This is a genomic window from Priestia megaterium, assembly GCF_009497655.1.
Classification (GTDB): Bacteria; Bacillota; Bacilli; order Bacillales; family Bacillaceae_H; genus Priestia; species Priestia zanthoxyli.
Genome location: NZ_CP023317.1, coordinates 57,678 through 74,774 on the forward strand (window position 1 = coordinate 57,678; position 17,097 = coordinate 74,774).

The window sequence follows — 17,097 nt, forward strand, 5'->3', positions numbered from 1 at the left end:
CAATGACAGGTAAAGTAACAGTTATTGGTTTAGGAGCAGGCGATTTAGAGCAGCTACCCGTAGGCATCTATCGCTTGCTGCAGCAGGAAAAGCATATTTATATGCGCACAAAAGAACATCCTGTAATCAAAGAATTAGAAAGTGAAGGCTTGACGTACGTATCCTATGATGACGTATACGAATCTTATGATGGATTTGAAGAGGTATATGAACATATATCAAATGATTTAATCGATAAAGCTTCAGTAGAAGAAGTGGTGTATGCCGTTCCCGGGCATCCTTTAGTGGCAGAACGTACGGTTCAATTACTTTTACAAAAAGGAAAAGAACGCAGCATTCCTGTTGAAATTAAAGGGGGACAAAGCTTCTTAGATCCAATTTTTGGCGCACTAAAGATCGATCCTATTGAAGGATTTCAGCTGCTAGACGGAACAGACTTAAAGCGAAGCGAAATAGAGTTAACGGGTCATGTTCTAATTGCTCAAGTGTACGATCAGTTCGTTGCTTCAGAGGTAAAACTAACGCTGATGGAACACGTTCCTGATGATTACCTCGTTTACATTGTAACGGCAGCGGGAAGCAGTGAAGAAAAAATCCAGCCGGTCAAGCTGTATGAATTAGATAGAGAAATGTCGCTCAATAACTTAACGACTATTTATGTCCCTCCAGTAGCGGACGAAACGGTTTTATACCATCAATTTGACTCATTCAGAAGGATTATTGCCACGCTCAGAGGGCCAAACGGATGTCCTTGGGATCAAAAACAAACGCATGAATCGCTCAAGCGCTATTTGCTAGAAGAGTCTTATGAGTTATTAGATGCAATTGACCGTCAAGATGACGATAATATGATTGAAGAGCTCGGTGATGTATTGCTGCAGGTATTGCTTCATGCACAAATCGGTGAAGATGAAGGAATGTTTTCAATTGATGACGTCATTCGCAGTGTTTCAGAGAAAATGGTAAGACGCCATCCGCATGTATTTGGGGAAGTGAGCGTGAATGATGCAGATGAGGTCTTAAAAAATTGGGATGAAATCAAAAAAGAAGAAAAAGGAGAGGAGCCTTCTTCTCTGTTAGCTTCTGTACCTGGGGCTATGCCTTCTTTAATGAAAGCGCACGGATACCAAAAACAAGCTGCAAAAGTTGGTTTCGATTGGTCAGAAGTTGAACCTATGTGGGAAAAAGTACAGGAAGAACTTGCTGAATTCCAAGATGAAGTACAGCATGCTGATAAAGAAAAAATGAGCGATGAATTTGGAGATATTTTATTTGCTTTAGTGAATATTGCAAGATTTTATAAAATCGACTCTGAAGCTGCATTAGCTAAAACGAATACAAAATTTTTAAATCGATTTCAATATATTGAAGAAAAAGTGAGAGCTTCTGAAAAACCATTTGAATCTTTTTCGTTAAAAGAGTTAGATGAATTTTGGGAAGAAGCCAAAAAAACAGGTTTGTAAAACAGAAAGGTGAGGGAATTATGAGGTTAGATAAATTTTTAAAAGTATCACGTTTAATTAAGCGCCGTACATTGGCAAAAGAAGTATCAGACAAGGGCCGTATTACGATTAATGGTATCGTTGCAAAAGCAAGCACAAATGTGAAAGTAGGAGATGAATTAGCCATCACATTTGGCACGAAGAAAATTACCGTTAAAATAGAGGCTCTTCAAGAAGCAGCTAAAAAAGAAGAAGCAGCTAATTTGTACTCAATTGTCAAAGAAGAGCGTATTTCATCTGAAGTATAACTGATGAAGGCTTGTTCTAAATCACCTTTCTCATTCATATGTTTTAAACAACAGATAACAAGAGCGAATGCTCTTAATGAATGAGGTGGGGATGAAGATATGAGCCAATTTTATGAAACAAGCAATTCAAACAAAGACCATACTCCAAATCATGATTTAGTGATGAAGGGTCGGCGTCTCTTAGATATCACGGGTGTGAAGCAGGTAGAGAGCTTTGACAATGAGGAATTTTTACTTGAAACAGTGATGGGTTTCTTGTCAGTTAGAGGGCAAAATCTGCAAATGAAAAATTTAGACGTTGATCAAGGAATTGTATCGATAAAAGGAAAAATCTTTGATATAGTTTACTTAGATGAGAACCAATCGGAGAAGGCTAAAGGATTCTTTAGTAAGTTGTTTCGATGAGTTTAAACATTCAGCTCTATACAATGCTTGCGATGGTATCGTTGGGAAGCGGTTTAGGTGCTTCTCTCGATACTTATCGTTACTTTGTTAATCGCTCTAAATCACGCCCATGGTTCGTATTTGTAAATGACGTATTGTTTTGGATGGTGCAAGCTCTTCTCATTTTTTATGTGTTGTTTTTAGTGAATGAAGGAGAACTGCGTTTGTATGCGTTTCTTGCTTTGTTTTGCGGCTTTGCCGCGTATCAAAGCTTATTTCAATCACTGTATTTAAAAGTATTAACATTTACTGTCTCGAGCGTATTAAGTTTATATCGAGGTGTTTTAACGCTTAGTAATATTTTTTTGGTCAAGCCTATCCGCTTCTTTATTCATATTCTACTTGTAGTCGCTTTAGGGATCTACCGAGCTGTTCATAAGCTGCTCGTATTCTGTCTAAAGCTTATTTACTTACCGACTAGGTGGGTTCTTTTCGTATTTTGGAGAATGATGCCTAAACCTGTAAAACGATTTTTACATATGGGTTTTCGGTATATAGAAGGAATTTACAATCGTGCAAAGAATATGATAATGAGAGTCGTTGCATGGGTGAACACTTTAAAAAACAAGGGGGACGACTAATTCAATGAGTGCGGTACGAAAAAAAAAGGTCGCGAAGTTAAATACTGATTATAGCCATAAACAAGAACAAATTAAACAAAATACAGATCGAAAGCGTATCGGTTTAATTAGGCGTTTGACTGTTTTCGGAGTGTTGGCCTTAATCATTGGTGGATTGATGGTATCAGCTTTAATTACGCAAACCTCAGCTATTGAGAACAAAAAAGCTGAGAAGGTAAAATTAGAACAGCAGCTGACAAAATTACAAAGCAAGCAAAAACAGTTAAAAGGTGAAATCGTCAAGTTGAATGACGATGATTATATTAAAAAGATTGCCCGGAGAGATTATTTTTTATCAGAAGACGGGGAAATTATCTTTAATGTAAAAAAAGACTAAACGTATGGTTCGTTGACAGTGTATTTTTGCTTTTTGTATAATATAATAAATTGATTTCTTTTATCATTTAAGGAGGAGCATTTTTTTTATGTCAATCGAAGTAGGCAGCAAGTTACAGGGAAAGGTAACAGGTATTACGAACTTTGGAGCTTTTGTTGAGTTACCAGGAGGTTCAACAGGCTTGGTTCATATCAGTGAAGTAGCTGATAATTACGTAAAGGACATTAACGACCATTTAAAAGTGGGCGACGAAGTTGAAGTCAAAGTAATTAACGTTGAGAAAGATGGTAAAATTGGTCTTTCAATTAAGAAAGCGGTAGACAAACCAGAACGTCCAGAAAGACCAGAGCGTCCTGCAAGAGCGCCACGCTCAGACCGTCCACGTGATTCACGCCCACAACGTAATAACAATCGTGGTGGCGGTAATGATTTCCGTACAAAAGAAACATTCGAACAAAAAATGAATCGTTTCTTAAAAGACAGTGAAGAACGTTTATCTTCCCTAAAACGCCATACCGAATCAAAACGCGGTGGACGCGGTGCAAAACGCGGTTAACTTGCTGCTTATATCAAATAGATAGCGAGTTTTTGGAAAGTACCTTTTATCTAAAAGGTGCTTTTTTTATATGTAAAAAAGAGTAGAAAAAAAGCATGTACTTGTTGTACATGCTTTTTGATGACCCGTACGGGATTCGAACCCGTGTTACCGCCGTGAAAGGGCGGTGTCTTAACCGCTTGACCAACGGGCCGTTATTCGAGTAGCGGCGGAGGGGATCGAACCCCCGACCTCACGGGTATGAACCGTACGCTCTAGCCAGCTGAGCTACACCGCCATTATACGTTCTCTAAAAGACATTTATAATAATATAAAAAAGCAGGGTTATTGTCAATAACTTTTTTGTTATTTTTATAGACTTTTATTTGCTTTTAAAAAAGAATGATGAGCATAGGCTTTCTCTGGGGCGAACAGTATCTCTCATATTTTTTAAATCTCCATGTAAGATTGTACATCTTTTTGTATAGTTTTCAATATAATACTAGAAAATAGTCGAACGATTATAGGTATTTTGCTAGTCCGTTTGACAAAATTTCACCTTTCGCCGCGATATAATAACGAATAAGTATAATTAGCGGGTGGTGGGAGAATGCAAAAGACGGAAAGAGATTTTGCAAGTCCAACAACAGAGGCGGTATTTAACCGAACTAGATTAGAAATGTCCCGTGTATTTACAAAGGCGGGTATGAAAACGGAAAAGGTGTTATTTCAATGGGGATTATTGCTGCTAGTCGTAGGTTTCTTATTAGGACGAGCGTTAATTTTAATGAAAATCATGCCATTTGCTTTGCCATTCTTTGCAGCCGTAATGGCTATAAAGAAAGAAAAAGCACCGTTAGCAAGTTTAGCCGTATTGGCAGGGGCATTTAGTGTTTCTATTCAAAATGGAGGTACCGTATTTGCTACACTATTTGTTTTCTTACTAATTCATCGATTTAGCGGCATACTGACAATGGATCCGTTAAAGAAACTGCCGTTCACTGTATTTAGCGCGATGTTACTTACAAAACTAACTATTTTTTATGTGTTTACCAAGGAATTCACCATGTATGATTTTACATTTGTGGCAGTAGAAGCAGGGTTGAGCTTTATCTTAACAATGATTTTCCTACAAAGCGTGCCTTTAATTTCATATCGAAAGCGAAAACAATCATTAAAAACAGAAGAAGTGATTTCTCTTATTATTTTGTTGGCATCTGTTATGACAGGGACAATAGGGTGGATGATTTACGGCCTTTCGGCTGAACATATATTATCTCGTTACTTAGTACTAGTTTTTGCGTTTGTATCTGGCCCTACGATAGGAGCTACGGTCGGGGTCGTAACCGGTTTAATTTTAAGTTTCGCGAATGTTTCTAGTTTGTACGAAATGAGTTTACTCGCTTTTTCTGGCTTGCTTGGAGGACTTTTAAAAGACGGTAAAAAGCTAGGGGCAGCTCTAGGGCTGGTTGTTGGTTCATTGCTAATTGGCCTATATGCTCAGGCAGATCAAGGATTGACGACTAATTTGTATGAATCACTGACGGCCGTTGTCCTATTTTTATTAACCCCATCTTTTGTTTTGAAAAACTTAAGTAAACTAGTACCAGGGACATCTGAAAATATGCTTGAACAACAGCAGTACGTGCGTAAGATCCGAGATGTAACAGCAAATCGCGTAGAACAGTTTTCAAATGTTTTTCAAGCACTTTCCAAAAGCTTTACGCAAAATGGATTTTACGATGAAAAGCCAAGCGCTGATAAAGAAGTTGATTATTTCTTAAGCAGCGTTACCGAAAGGACGTGCCAATTTTGTTTTAAAAAAGAACAATGCTGGGCACAGCAGTTTGATACAACCTATGAATATATGAAGGAAATTATGCTTGAAGTTGATAATGGCACTCTTGAACAAAATCCAAGGCTAATTCGAGAAATGGACAAACATTGCGTGAAATCGAAAAAAGTCATCGATGTGATTGAGCATGAACTTACGTATTTTAAAGCCAATCAGCACTTAAAAGCACAAATTCAAGAAAGTAGAAGGATTGTAGCAGAACAGCTTCACGGTGTCTCTGAAGTCATGGGGAATTTTGCAAAAGAAATTAAGCGAGAGCGCGAAAATTTAAATGTACAAGAAGAACAGATTTTAGAAGCTCTTCGTAACTTTGGGATGGAAATCAATCAAATTGAAATTTATAGCTTAGAACCTGGAAATGTAGATATTGAAATGTGGGTGCCATATTGTCACGGAAGAGGAGAATGCGAGAAAATTATTGCGCCAATGCTTACGGATATTTTAGGTGAAAGTATTGTAGTAAAGAACGAAGAATGTGCTAAATATCCTCAAGGCTATTGCCACGTTTCGTTTGGCTGTACAAAAGCATACGTTGTTGATACAGGCGTAGCACATGCTGCTAAAGGCGGAGGGTTTGTATCCGGTGACAGCTATTCCATGATTGAGCTAAACGCCGGTAAATATGCACTAGCTATTAGTGATGGCATGGGAAATGGAGAGCGTGCCCACTATGAAAGCAGCGAAACGCTTCAGCTGTTAAAACAAATTTTACAAACAGGAATAGAAGAGACAATTGCAATTAAATCGATTAACTCTATTTTATCCCTGCGTACAAACGATGAGATCTTTTCGACCTTAGATTTAGCGATGATTGATTTACAAGATGCCAATGTAAACTTCTTGAAAATCGGTTCTACGCCAAGCTTCATCAAACGCGGAGATAAGGTTATTAAAATACAGGCAAGCAATTTGCCAATGGGCATTATTGAAGAATTTGAAGTGGATGTTGTGAATGAACAAATGAAGGCGGAAGACTTGTTAATTATGATGAGTGACGGTGTATTTGAAGGACCGAAACACGTTGAGAACTACGAAATGTGGATGAAGCGAAAAATTGGCGAGCTTCAAACAAACGATCCACAAGAAATTGCAGACTTAATTATGGAAGAAGTTATTCGAACAAAATCAGGTTTAATTGAAGATGATATGACGGTAGTTGTGGCAAAACTTCAGCACAATACCCCGAAATGGTCATCGATTCCTTCTTACGCTTATCGTAAAAAAGCACAATAGTTAGATAGAAGTATATTTTATCTCCTCCTCGTCTATCATGTTAATACTGATAATGAGGAGGGGATTTTTTTATGAAAAAAGGTACATTGAAACAGATGTTGGTCATTACGGACGGTGGTTCAAATACAGGTGAAGATCCGGTAGCAATGGCTGCACTAGCTAAAGAACAAGGAATTAGTGTAAACGTTATTGGTGTGATGGAAGAGGATACAATTGATGAGCAAAGCACGAATGAAATAGAAGGCATTGCCATGTCAGGCGGTGGCGTGAGTCAAATTGTTTACGTAAAACAGCTGTCTCAAACTGTTCAAATGGTTACAAGGCAGGCAATGACGCAAACACTTCAAGGCGTTGTAAATAAAGAACTTCAGCAAATTCTAGGTTCCTCTAATTCAAGATTAGAAGAGTTATCTCCTGAGAAGCGAGGAGAAATCATGGAAGTGGTTGATGAACTTGGGGAAACGGTTGACTTAGAGATTCTTATTTTAGTTGACATGAGCGGAAGTATGAAAAATAAGCTCCCTACTGTAAAGGAGTCGCTGTTAGATTTATCGTTAAGCTTGAATGCTCGCATGGGGCACAATCAATTTTCAATCTTTTTATTTCCTGGGAAAAAGAAAGATGTAGAGAAGCTAATGGACTGGAATCCAAGATTAGAGTCGCTTTCAACGATTTTCCCAAAACTAACAGCAGGAGGTATTACGCCTACTGGACCGGCTATCAAAGAGGCTACTCATTATTTCACCAAAAAGCGCTCATTGAGAGGGTTGTTAAAAAATAATGAACAATACATTGAAGAATCAGGTATGTAACCTATCTCCGGGAACAGAAATTCAAGGGAAATGGCATCACGTCCATTATAAAATTCTTGAGAAATTAGGCGTGGGAGCAACTGGAGTTGTCTACTTAGTCCAATTAGTAAACGGAACGCTAGCGGCGTTAAAAATAAGCTTTTCCAACATGTCCGTTACAGCAGAAGTGAATGTATTAAAAAAGTTGTCTCAAGTCAAAGACAAAGTGCTAGGACCGCGTTTACTTGATGTAGATGATTGGAGCTATGGTTCTCACGCTCTTTCTTTCTATGTAATGGAGTATGTGAAAGGGCAGCCTCTCCTTTCTTTTATCTCAACAAGAGGGACAGAATGGTTGCAAGTGTTTGCAAGTCAGCTCTTAACAGACTTAGAAAACCTTCATGAAGAAGGGTGGGTATTTGGCGATTTAAAACCCGAAAACCTGGTCGTAACATCTAACCCCGTAAAAGTTCGATGGATCGACGTGGGAGGAACAACTCTGCAAGGGCGGTCAATAAAAGAATTTACCGACTTTTATGATCGAGCGCACTGGGGGCTTGGCTCCCGAAAAGCAGAACCGACCTATGATTTGTTTGCCGTATCTATGGTTTTGATTCACGCGGCTTATGGCAAGCGAATTAATAAAACAGACAAACCGGCTGAACAATTAAAACAATTTATATTAACAACAAAGCAGTTGGAACCTTTCGGAGACGTTTTGTATCAAGCGGTTACGGGAAAGTATAAGTCAGCTAAAGAAATGAAAACAGAGGTGTTATCGGTCGAAAAAAGAAGAGGGGCAAAAAGTAGAGGAACAAAGCCTCAAAACGTTCGTCAACCGTCTGCCCCTCGTGTTAAAGTAAAGAAGAAGCGTTCTCACGTGTTAGAGACGCTACTACTTTGTACGTCTGTAATGTTGATTTATATTTTGTATCTATTTATTCAAGTGCTATAAAGTTTGGAGAAATTGTGAAACTTTCCTTATAGTCATTCGTATAAAGTAAATTAATGATACATTATTGCGTGTACATTATAAGGATGAGTCATTCCTATGGAAAAGCAAGTGAACAATTTTATGACAAAACATCAGTTATTATCCGCAGGCTCTACGGTGGTTGTAGGTATTTCTGGTGGTCCTGATTCTTTAGCGCTGCTGCATTTCTTATGGAGTCTGAAAGAGCAAAAATCTCTTACGATTATTGCTGCTCATGTTGATCATATGTTCCGGGGCCAAGAGTCACAGCAAGACATGGAATATGTGCAGAACTACTGCAAACAATTGAATATTAAATGTGAGGCGAAGCAGATTGATGTTACTGCCTATCAGAAGGAAAGAAAGCTATCTTCTCAAGTAGCTGCCAGAGAATGCCGCTATGCATTTTTTACTCATGTTATGAAGAAGCACAAAGCAAACCTTCTTGCATTAGGACATCACGGAGATGATCAGATTGAAACGATGTTAATGCGAATGGTTCGAGGTAGTACGATGAATGGATACGCAGGGATGCAGCCCAAGCGGCCATATGGGCATGGATTTATTATTAGGCCTTTCCTAGCCGTAACGAAAGAAGAAATCAATCGCTACTGTAAGCTACATGGGCTTACACCTCGAATTGATCCGAGTAATGAGAAAGACTCGTACACGAGAAATCGGTTTCGTCATTACGTTTTGCCATTTTTAAAGCAAGAAAACGTCGCTGTACATGAAAAATTTCAACAATTTAGCGAGAACTTGCATGAAGATCAAGCATACTTAGAGGAATTAACGACCGATGTGATGAATAAAGTAATGAGAAAGAAATTGCAAAATGAAATTCTCATTGATAGAGATTGTTTTCTAAGGATACGCAAGCCTTTACAAAGGCGTGGTATTCAACTAATATTAAACTATCTCTATAAAGAAATTCCTCCAACCCTTTCCTCAGCGCATGTTGACACGTTAGTAGGATTTTGTGAAAGTGAAAAACCGTCTGGGACGCTTGACTTTCCAAATGGTTTACGCATTATCCGATCTTACAACGACTGTCTTTTCACCTTTAATGAGGGGAACATCGAGCCATATGAATTTATTGTTCCGATTCCAGGGGTCGTTGAGCTTCCAAATGGTCACCAGCTTATTTGTGAAATACATAATAAAGTCGAAGATATAAAAGGAAACGATGTTTTTCTTTTAGATGAAGCTCACGATTTACAATCATTAAAGGTAAGGACACGAAAAAATGGCGATAAAATGCGAGTAAAGGGCATGAAGGGACATAAAAAAGTAAAGGATATTTTTATCGATGAAAAAATCCCTTTACACTTCAGAGATCATTGGCCGGTAGTGGAAGATAGCCAAGGAACTATTTTGTGGCTACCTGGTTTGAAAAAATCTGCTTATGAACTGCATACACATAAGTCCAGATATGTTATTTTATACTATAAGTAGCGAAAACTTCTAGGAGGCAAGTAAGGAATGAAGCAGGATATTCAAGAAATTTTGATTTCAGAAGAAGAAATACAACAGAAAGTAAAAGAATTGGGTAAGCTATTATCTGAGGAATACGCTGACCGTTTTCCTTTGGTAATCGGTGTACTAAAAGGCGCTATGCCTTTTATGTCTGATCTAATTAAGCGTGTTGATACATATTTAGAAATGGATTTTATGGATGTATCAAGTTATGGCAATGCGATGGTTTCTTCTGGTGAAGTAAAAATCCTAAAAGATTTAGATACATCAGTTGAAGGTCGAGACATTCTTATCTTAGAGGATATTATCGACAGCGGCTTAACACTTAGCTATCTTGTAGAGTTATTCAAGTACCGTAAAGCTAAGTCAATTAAGATTGTCACACTCTTAGACAAACCAACAGGTCGTAAAGCAGCTATTAAAGCAGATTACGTTGGATTTGAAGTACCTGATGCGTTCGTAGTAGGGTATGGATTGGATTATCAAGAAAAATATCGTAACCTGCCGTATATTGGGGTTCTTAAACCGCAAGTATACAGCAATTAAGAAGCACATATCCAAGTGCAATTTATTGGATAGGATAAATGTTCTATGTTAGTATTGAATACAGTATTTGTTTATCGTGGGAGGAGGTAAGAAATGAATCGGATCTTCCGTAATACCATCTTTTATTTACTTATATTTTTAGTCATTATTGGCGTGGTAAGCTTCTTTAGTGGCTCTAATCAAAAAGCAGAACCAATGAGATACGATACATTTGTTCAACACTTAGACAAAGGTGATGTGAAATCACTCTCTATGAAGCCTGAAAGAGGCGTGTATGTTGTGCAAGGAAAGTTAGATTCTTATAAAAAGGATCAAACGTTCCAAACTTACATCGTAGATGGTGACAAAGCACTTGATCGTATTGACGCTGCTTCAGAAAATAATCAAGTAGAAGTTGATTTTAAACCTGCTGATGAAACAAGCGGCTGGGTAACGTTCTTTACGTCAATCATTCCGTTTGTTATTATTTTCATCCTATTCTTCTTCTTACTGAACCAAGCTCAGGGCGGCGGAAGTCGTGTTATGAACTTCGGTAAGAGTAAGGCTAAGCTTTACAGCGAAGAAAAGAAAAAGGTTAAATTTAAAGACGTAGCTGGTGCAGACGAAGAAAAGCAAGAACTTGTGGAAGTTGTTGAGTTCTTAAAAGATCCTCGTAAATTCGCAGAGCTAGGTGCAAGAATTCCGAAGGGTGTCTTACTTGTGGGACCTCCTGGTACTGGTAAAACATTATTAGCAAGAGCTGTTGCTGGTGAAGCAGGCGTTCCTTTCTTCTCTATCAGTGGTTCGGACTTTGTTGAAATGTTTGTTGGGGTCGGTGCTTCTCGTGTTCGTGATTTATTCGAAAATGCGAAGAAGAATGCTCCATGTATTATCTTTATTGATGAAATCGATGCTGTAGGTCGTCAACGTGGCGCAGGTCTTGGTGGTGGACACGATGAGCGTGAACAAACATTGAACCAGTTGCTTGTTGAGATGGATGGTTTTGGTGCTAACGAAGGTATCATTATTATTGCAGCAACAAACCGCCCGGATATTTTAGATCCAGCGTTATTACGTCCAGGCCGCTTCGACCGTCAAATTACGGTAGATCGTCCAGATGTAAATGGCCGTGAAGCAGTGCTTAAAGTACATGCTCGCAATAAGCCTTTAGATGAATCAGTAAACTTAAAAGCAATTGCTATGCGTACGCCAGGTTTCTCAGGTGCAGATTTAGAAAACTTGTTAAACGAAGCTGCCTTAGTAGCTGCTAGACAGGACAAAAAGAAAATTGAAATGGTCGATATTGACGAAGCAACAGACCGCGTAATTGCAGGTCCAGCTAAGAAAAGTCGAGTTATTTCTAAAAAAGAACGCAATATTGTTGCTTATCATGAAGCAGGACATACAATTATCGGTGTCGTATTAGACGAAGCTGATATGGTACATAAAGTAACCATTGTTCCACGTGGGCAAGCTGGTGGATATGCTGTTATGTTACCAAAAGAAGATCGCTACTTTATGACGAAGCCAGAGCTGCTGGATAAAATTGTTGGATTGCTTGGTGGTCGCGTAGCTGAGGAAATTATTTTCGGCGAAGTGAGTACAGGTGCTCACAATGACTTCCAGCGTGCAACAAGCATCGCTCGTAAAATGGTAACAGAATACGGTATGAGTGAAAAGTTAGGACCAATGCAATTCGGTCAATCACAACAAGGCCAAGTATTCTTAGGTCGTGATTTACACAGTGAACAAAACTACAGTGATGCGATTGCTCATGAAATTGATAATGAAATCCAACGTTTCATTAAAGAAAGCTATGAGCGTGCGAAGCAGATCTTAACGGAAAACCGTGACAAGTTAGAGCTTGTAGCTCAAACATTGTTAGAAGTAGAAACGTTAGACGCTGAGCAGATCAACCACTTAGTAGATCATGGAACTCTTCCAGACCGTTCTAGTCACGTAACAGATGAAGATGTTAAAGTAAACATCCAAACAAAGACAGACGATGAAGAGCCAAAAGCATAAGATCAAAAAAGATCAGTGGAGACAATCTCCACTGATCTTTTTTATTTGGTAGAAGTTAGGTTTGGCAAAAAGTTTTTCATATATATAGTGGATAAGTAGGATATCCACTAGAGAATTGTGTCATTATATTCCTATTTTATCTAGAATATACACGTCTATTTACCAGTTATGGTATGATGGTTTCAGTGTGAATACTGAATTTAAATAAAGTGGTGATTGAAATGATTTTTGTATTAGATGTTGGAAATACCAATACGGTATTAGGTGTATACGATGGAGATGAATTAAAGTACCATTGGCGTGTAGAAACAAGCCGTAATAAAACAGAAGACGAGTATGGCATGACAATCAAAGCCTTGCTTGAGCACGTTAGTTTATCTTTTAAAGATATTCATGGTATTATTATTTCCTCTGTTGTTCCTCCTATTATGTTTGCATTGGAGAGAATGTGTCAAAAGTATTTTCATTTAAAGCCGCTTGTTGTTGGTCCTGGAATTAAGACGGGTTTAAATATTAAATATGAAAATCCACGTGAAGTGGGAGCAGACCGTATTGTCAATGCTGTTGCTGGAATTCAGCTGTACGGAAGCCCTTTAATTATCGTTGATTTTGGTACCGCAACCACATATTGCTACATTGATGAAAATAAGCAATATATGGGTGGTGCAATTGCCCCTGGTATTAATATTTCGACAGAAGCTCTTTATTCAAGAGCATCTAAGCTTCCGCGTATTGAAATTGCGCGACCAAATAGCATTGTTGGGAAAAATACAGTATCTGCGATGCAAGCAGGTATTTTATATGGATACGTTGGACAAGTAGAAGGAATTGTAGCAAGAATGAAAGAGCAAGCAACAGTAAATCCTAAAGTTATTGCTACTGGAGGACTCGCAACATTGATTGCTAAAGAGTCGGATATTATTGATATTGTGGATCCATTTTTGACTTTAAAAGGATTACAAATAATCTATACAAAAAATATGGAGTAAGAGGTGTATATTATGGGCGACTATTTAGTAAAAGCACTAGCTTACAATAGTCAAGTTCGCGCTTATGCGGTAAAAACAACGGATACAGTTGGAGAAGCGCAGCGCCGTCACTATACATGGCCTACAGCCTCTGCAGCATTGGGACGTTCAATGACTGCGGGAGTTATGATGGGGGCTATGCTAAAAGGTGAGCAAAAGCTAACAATTAAAATTGAAGGCCGCGGCCCAATTGGTGTTATCTTAGTAGACAGCAATGCCAAGGGTGAAGTGCGTGGATATGTAACGAACCCGCAAACGCACTTCGATTTAAATCAGCATGGAAAATTAGATGTAGCACGTGCTGTAGGTACAGATGGTACGCTGAGTGTTGTAAAAGATATCGGGATGCGTGATCAATTTAATGGACAAGTACCTATCGTATCGGGAGAATTAGGAGAGGATTTCACGTATTATTTCGTGACATCTGAGCAAGTTCCATCTTCAGTAGGTGTAGGTGTACTTGTTAACCCTGATAACACAATCTTAGCTGCGGGTGGATTTATCATTCAGCTTATGCCAGGAACAGATGATCAAACGATTACAGCTATTGAACAACGTTTACAAACGATTGAACCCATTTCAAAACTGATCCAAAAAGGTCTTTCTCCTGAGGAAATCTTAGAAGAAGTTCTTGGAAAAGAAAACGTAAAGTTTCTAGAGACAATGCCTGTAGAGTTCAAATGTCAGTGCTCAGAAGAAAGAATTGCTAATGCCATTATCAGCTTAGGAAAAGAAGAGATTCAATCGATGATTGAGGAAGACGGCCAAGCTGAAGCACAGTGTCATTTTTGTAATGAAACCTATCGTTTTGATAAAAAGCAGCTAGAAGAAATGAAAGAACAAGCAATTTAAATGAAATAAAAGATTCTTTAAAGGCGTCATTTTATAAATGAACGCCTTTTTTTATAAGTGTTAAGTCCTATTTATGTATATATTGATCTAAAAATATAACAAAAATAGGTAAATGGAAAGACAAAATGATTGACAATTTAGAAAACATCTGATAAATTGTATACAAAATCAATAAAATTAGTTGGTATTAGGAGTGGTCATATGGCACGTATTGCAAATTCAATTACAGAGTTAATTGGTCAAACACCAATCGTAAAACTAAACCGTCTAGTTGAAGAAGATATGGCGGATGTATATTTAAAATTAGAATTTATGAACCCAGGAAGCAGCGTAAAAGATCGTATCGCATTAGCAATGATCGAAGATGCTGAAGCAAAAGGTGTATTAAAGCCTGGAGACACCATCATTGAACCAACAAGCGGTAACACAGGAATTGGCTTAGCAATGGTAGCTGCAGCAAAAGGATACCGTGCTATTTTAACAATGCCTGAAACGATGAGTATTGAGCGTCGTAATCTGCTTCGTGCGTACGGTGCAGAGTTAGTGTTAACACCAGGTCCAGAAGGAATGAAAGGTGCGGTTAATAAAGCAACTGAGCTTGCAAAAGAGCACGGCTACTTTATTCCTCAGCAGTTCCAAAATGAAGCTAACCCAGAAGTGCACCGTCAAACAACGGCTAAAGAGATCATCGAGCAGTTTGGCGATCAGCTAGATGGATTTGTGGCAGGTATTGGTACTGGCGGTACTATTACAGGTGCTGGCGAAGTATTAAAAGAAAAGTATCCAAACATCAAAATTTATGCGGTAGAGCCAGCTGATTCTCCGATCTTAAGTGGTGGTCAACCAGGACCTCATAAAATTCAAGGAATCGGTGCAAACTTTGTTCCGGATACGCTTAACACGGAAGTATATGACGAAGTTGTCGCTGTTCAAAACGACCAAGCTTTTGAATATGCACGTAAAGTAGCAAAAACAGAAGGCGTACTAGTAGGTATCTCTTCTGGGGCTGCGATTTATGCTGCGTTAAAAGCTGCAAAACAGCTAGGAAAAGGTAAAAAAGTGTTAGCGATTATTCCAAGTAACGGTGAGCGTTACTTAAGTACTCCATTGTTCCAATTCGAGGAACAAACACAAGCATAAAAACCATAAAAGAACAGCTTCTATATGAAGCTGTTTTTTTTCATCTGAGAATCATGTAAAATGAAAGCAGGTGATTTATTTTTAGGAGAGTGAACAAATGCAGCAAAGAATGACTTGGGGCGAATCTATTTCTATCTCTAAAAACCAATGGTTCAAAAAATATCAAGAGTTGTCAAAAGAGGAACCGAATCATATCCTGCTTGAAAGCGGTCGAGGCGGAAAGTTTCAAATGATGGGATTAAAACCTGTAGCCATTTTGCGAGGCGAACAAAACGAGCTTCATATCAAAACCGATGGCCAAGCTACTGTTCAAAAAGGTAATCCGCTTCATCTTATGCGAGACTGGATGAAGAAGTTTGAAGCAGAGGTGAATCCAGATCTTCCTCCTTTTCAAGGTGGAGCAATTGGCTTTATTAGCTATGATTATATCCGCTATGTAGAAACCATACCTGATCTTGCTGAAGATTCATTGAAAACGCCGGACGTTTATTTCCTTATTTTCGATGACGTATTTGTATACGATCAAGAAAAGGAAAAGCTCTGGATTATCGTTAACGATGAAGCAGATTGTAAAGAGCAGGCACATAAGCGTATTGATCAATACAAAAAGGACTGGATGGAGGCAAGTGCTGAAGGGGTCTCATATGAGCGTATTCATCGTGTTGCCGAAAAGAGTGAGGTTTCGATGTCTGAAGCTGCTTTTTCAGATGCCACAACTCGCGTACATGAGTACATCGGGCAAGGCGATGTGTTTCAAGTGAACTTATCTGTTCGACAGTCTCAACAGCTTCAAACTCATCCTATGCATATCTACGAACAGGTACGAAAAATCAACCCGTCTCCTTATATGTCTTATATGCAGACAGAAGAATTTCACATTGTGAGCTGTTCACCAGAACTATTAGTGAAAAAAGCCGGTGACGAAATCAGTACGAGACCAATTGCGGGAACGCGCTCTCGCGGTAAGGATGATCAAGAAGACCAACAGTTAGCGGATGAGCTTATTCATAACGAAAAAGAGCGTGCAGAGCATGTGATGCTTGTTGATTTGGAGCGTAATGACCTTGGTAGAGTAAGCGACTATGGTACCGTTCATGTTGACGAGTTTATGGTTATTGAAAAGTATTCACATGTGATGCATATTGTGTCTAATGTAAAAGGCAAGCTCGCGCGCAATAAAGATTTTGTAGATATTGTAGATGCGGTTTTTCCTGGAGGAACGATTACTGGAGCGCCTAAAGTTCGTACAATGGAAATCATTGAAGAACTTGAACCTGTAAGGCGAGGAATTTATACAGGATCGATTGGTTGGATTGGGTTTAATGGAGATATGGAATTAAATATTGCGATTCGCACTATGATTATTCAAGATGGCCAAGCTTATGTGCAGGCTGGTGCGGGTGTTGTAATTGATTCAAATCCGAAACACGAATACAAAGAATCACTGAAAAAAGCAATTGCACTATGGAAAGCAAAAGAGCAGAGCGAAAATGAGCTGAGTGAGGGTGAGTAA

The 17,097-nt window shown here is 38.6% G+C and carries 16 protein-coding genes and 2 tRNA genes; 16 read left to right on the plus strand and 2 right to left on the minus strand.

What is annotated here, in order from left to right; translation table 11 throughout:
• Positions 1-2 precede the first annotated feature (2 nt).
• From yabN to CEQ83_RS00325, 6 genes are all read left to right on the plus strand, one after another.
• Positions 3-1,463, plus strand: coding sequence for a bifunctional methyltransferase/pyrophosphohydrolase YabN (gene yabN / locus CEQ83_RS00300; protein WP_028412645.1), 1,461 nt, complete (start codon positions 3-5; stop codon positions 1,461-1,463).
• A 20-nt stretch (positions 1,464-1,483) separates the two neighbouring features.
• On the plus strand, positions 1,484-1,750 hold the full coding sequence (locus CEQ83_RS00305) for an RNA-binding S4 domain-containing protein (protein ID WP_013054875.1): 267 nt from the start codon (positions 1,484-1,486) through the stop codon (positions 1,748-1,750).
• 99 nt (positions 1,751-1,849) lie between these two features.
• Complete coding sequence (gene yabP, locus CEQ83_RS00310; protein WP_013054876.1) at positions 1,850-2,155, plus strand: sporulation protein YabP; 306 nt, start codon at positions 1,850-1,852, stop codon at positions 2,153-2,155.
• Positions 2,152-2,775 carry a spore cortex biosynthesis protein YabQ gene (gene yabQ, locus CEQ83_RS00315; RefSeq protein ID WP_155016964.1) on the plus strand — a complete coding sequence of 208 codons (624 nt, stop codon included), beginning with the start codon at positions 2,152-2,154 and terminating at the stop codon, positions 2,773-2,775. The genes yabP and yabQ overlap by 4 nt, the downstream gene beginning before the upstream one ends.
• A 4-nt stretch (positions 2,776-2,779) precedes the next feature.
• A complete protein-coding gene (locus tag CEQ83_RS00320; protein WP_013054878.1) occupies positions 2,780-3,151 on the plus strand; it encodes an FtsB family cell division protein in 372 nt (123 codons plus the stop codon).
• An 88-nt stretch (positions 3,152-3,239) separates the two neighbouring features.
• Complete coding sequence (locus tag CEQ83_RS00325; RefSeq protein ID WP_013054879.1) at positions 3,240-3,707, plus strand: S1 domain-containing RNA-binding protein; 468 nt, start codon at positions 3,240-3,242, stop codon at positions 3,705-3,707.
• Between the two features lie 121 nt (positions 3,708-3,828).
• Here CEQ83_RS00325 and CEQ83_RS00330 read toward each other — a convergent pair.
• Positions 3,829-3,900: transfer RNA gene (locus CEQ83_RS00330), tRNA-Glu, on the minus strand.
• A gap of 10 nt (positions 3,901-3,910) precedes the next feature.
• Positions 3,911-3,984: transfer RNA gene (locus CEQ83_RS00335), tRNA-Met, on the minus strand.
• A 312-nt stretch (positions 3,985-4,296) separates the two neighbouring features.
• Here CEQ83_RS00335 and spoIIE point away from each other — a divergent pair.
• The 10 genes from spoIIE to pabB all read left to right on the plus strand — a co-directional run bounded on the left by spoIIE (position 4,297) and on the right by pabB (position 17,097).
• On the plus strand, positions 4,297-6,774 hold the full coding sequence (gene spoIIE, locus CEQ83_RS00340; RefSeq protein WP_013054880.1) for a stage II sporulation protein E: 2,478 nt from the start codon (positions 4,297-4,299) through the stop codon (positions 6,772-6,774).
• 71 nt (positions 6,775-6,845) lie between these two features.
• Positions 6,846-7,586: a VWA domain-containing protein gene (locus CEQ83_RS00345; RefSeq protein ID WP_013054881.1), complete on the plus strand. Its 741-nt coding sequence runs from the start codon at positions 6,846-6,848 to the stop codon at positions 7,584-7,586.
• Positions 7,555-8,520 carry a protein kinase domain-containing protein gene (locus CEQ83_RS00350; protein WP_034263697.1) on the plus strand — a complete coding sequence of 322 codons (966 nt, stop codon included), beginning with the start codon at positions 7,555-7,557 and terminating at the stop codon, positions 8,518-8,520. Before CEQ83_RS00345 ends, CEQ83_RS00350 begins: the two co-directional genes overlap by 32 nt.
• Before the next feature lie 96 nt (positions 8,521-8,616).
• The gene (tilS, locus tag CEQ83_RS00355) at positions 8,617-9,993 is read left to right on the plus strand and encodes a tRNA lysidine(34) synthetase TilS (RefSeq protein ID WP_028412648.1); all 1,377 of its coding nucleotides are present in this window, start codon (positions 8,617-8,619) and stop codon (positions 9,991-9,993) included.
• A gap of 27 nt (positions 9,994-10,020) precedes the next feature.
• Positions 10,021-10,560 (plus strand): hypoxanthine phosphoribosyltransferase, encoded by a 540-nt coding sequence (gene hpt, locus CEQ83_RS00360; protein ID WP_028412649.1) that lies wholly within the window; start codon positions 10,021-10,023, stop codon positions 10,558-10,560.
• 93 nt (positions 10,561-10,653) lie between these two features.
• A complete protein-coding gene (gene ftsH, locus CEQ83_RS00365; RefSeq protein ID WP_013054885.1) occupies positions 10,654-12,564 on the plus strand; it encodes an ATP-dependent zinc metalloprotease FtsH in 1,911 nt (636 codons plus the stop codon).
• A gap of 221 nt (positions 12,565-12,785) precedes the next feature.
• Positions 12,786-13,553 carry a type III pantothenate kinase gene (locus CEQ83_RS00370; protein ID WP_013054886.1) on the plus strand — a complete coding sequence of 256 codons (768 nt, stop codon included), beginning with the start codon at positions 12,786-12,788 and terminating at the stop codon, positions 13,551-13,553.
• Positions 13,554-13,565: 12 nt separating this feature from the next.
• Positions 13,566-14,444, plus strand: coding sequence for an Hsp33 family molecular chaperone HslO (hslO, locus tag CEQ83_RS00375; protein WP_028412650.1), 879 nt, complete (start codon positions 13,566-13,568; stop codon positions 14,442-14,444).
• Between the two features lie 201 nt (positions 14,445-14,645).
• Positions 14,646-15,584, plus strand: coding sequence for a cysteine synthase A (gene cysK, locus CEQ83_RS00380; protein ID WP_013054888.1), 939 nt, complete (start codon positions 14,646-14,648; stop codon positions 15,582-15,584).
• Positions 15,585-15,681: 97 nt separating this feature from the next.
• On the plus strand, positions 15,682-17,097 hold the full coding sequence (pabB, locus tag CEQ83_RS00385) for an aminodeoxychorismate synthase component I (protein ID WP_116741819.1): 1,416 nt from the start codon (positions 15,682-15,684) through the stop codon (positions 17,095-17,097).

Coding starts and splice junctions, on each gene's coding strand:
- ftsH (WP_013054885.1), top strand. CDS start 10,654: ATGAATCGGATCTTCCGTAATACCATCTTTTATTTACTTATATTTTTA.
- CEQ83_RS00305 (WP_013054875.1), top strand. CDS start 1,484: ATGAGGTTAGATAAATTTTTAAAAGTATCACGTTTAATTAAGCGCCGT.
- yabN (WP_028412645.1), top strand. CDS start 3: ATGACAGGTAAAGTAACAGTTATTGGTTTAGGAGCAGGCGATTTAGAG.
- yabP (WP_013054876.1), top strand. CDS start 1,850: ATGAGCCAATTTTATGAAACAAGCAATTCAAACAAAGACCATACTCCA.
- CEQ83_RS00345 (WP_013054881.1), top strand. CDS start 6,846: ATGAAAAAAGGTACATTGAAACAGATGTTGGTCATTACGGACGGTGGT.
- CEQ83_RS00320 (WP_013054878.1), top strand. CDS start 2,780: ATGAGTGCGGTACGAAAAAAAAAGGTCGCGAAGTTAAATACTGATTAT.
- cysK (WP_013054888.1), top strand. CDS start 14,646: ATGGCACGTATTGCAAATTCAATTACAGAGTTAATTGGTCAAACACCA.
- hslO (WP_028412650.1), top strand. CDS start 13,566: ATGGGCGACTATTTAGTAAAAGCACTAGCTTACAATAGTCAAGTTCGC.
- yabQ (WP_155016964.1), top strand. CDS start 2,152: ATGAGTTTAAACATTCAGCTCTATACAATGCTTGCGATGGTATCGTTG.
- CEQ83_RS00370 (WP_013054886.1), top strand. CDS start 12,786: ATGATTTTTGTATTAGATGTTGGAAATACCAATACGGTATTAGGTGTA.
- hpt (WP_028412649.1), top strand. CDS start 10,021: ATGAAGCAGGATATTCAAGAAATTTTGATTTCAGAAGAAGAAATACAA.
- CEQ83_RS00350 (WP_034263697.1), top strand. CDS start 7,555: ATGAACAATACATTGAAGAATCAGGTATGTAACCTATCTCCGGGAACA.
- CEQ83_RS00325 (WP_013054879.1), top strand. CDS start 3,240: ATGTCAATCGAAGTAGGCAGCAAGTTACAGGGAAAGGTAACAGGTATT.
- spoIIE (WP_013054880.1), top strand. CDS start 4,297: ATGCAAAAGACGGAAAGAGATTTTGCAAGTCCAACAACAGAGGCGGTA.
- tilS (WP_028412648.1), top strand. CDS start 8,617: ATGGAAAAGCAAGTGAACAATTTTATGACAAAACATCAGTTATTATCC.
- pabB (WP_116741819.1), top strand. CDS start 15,682: ATGCAGCAAAGAATGACTTGGGGCGAATCTATTTCTATCTCTAAAAAC.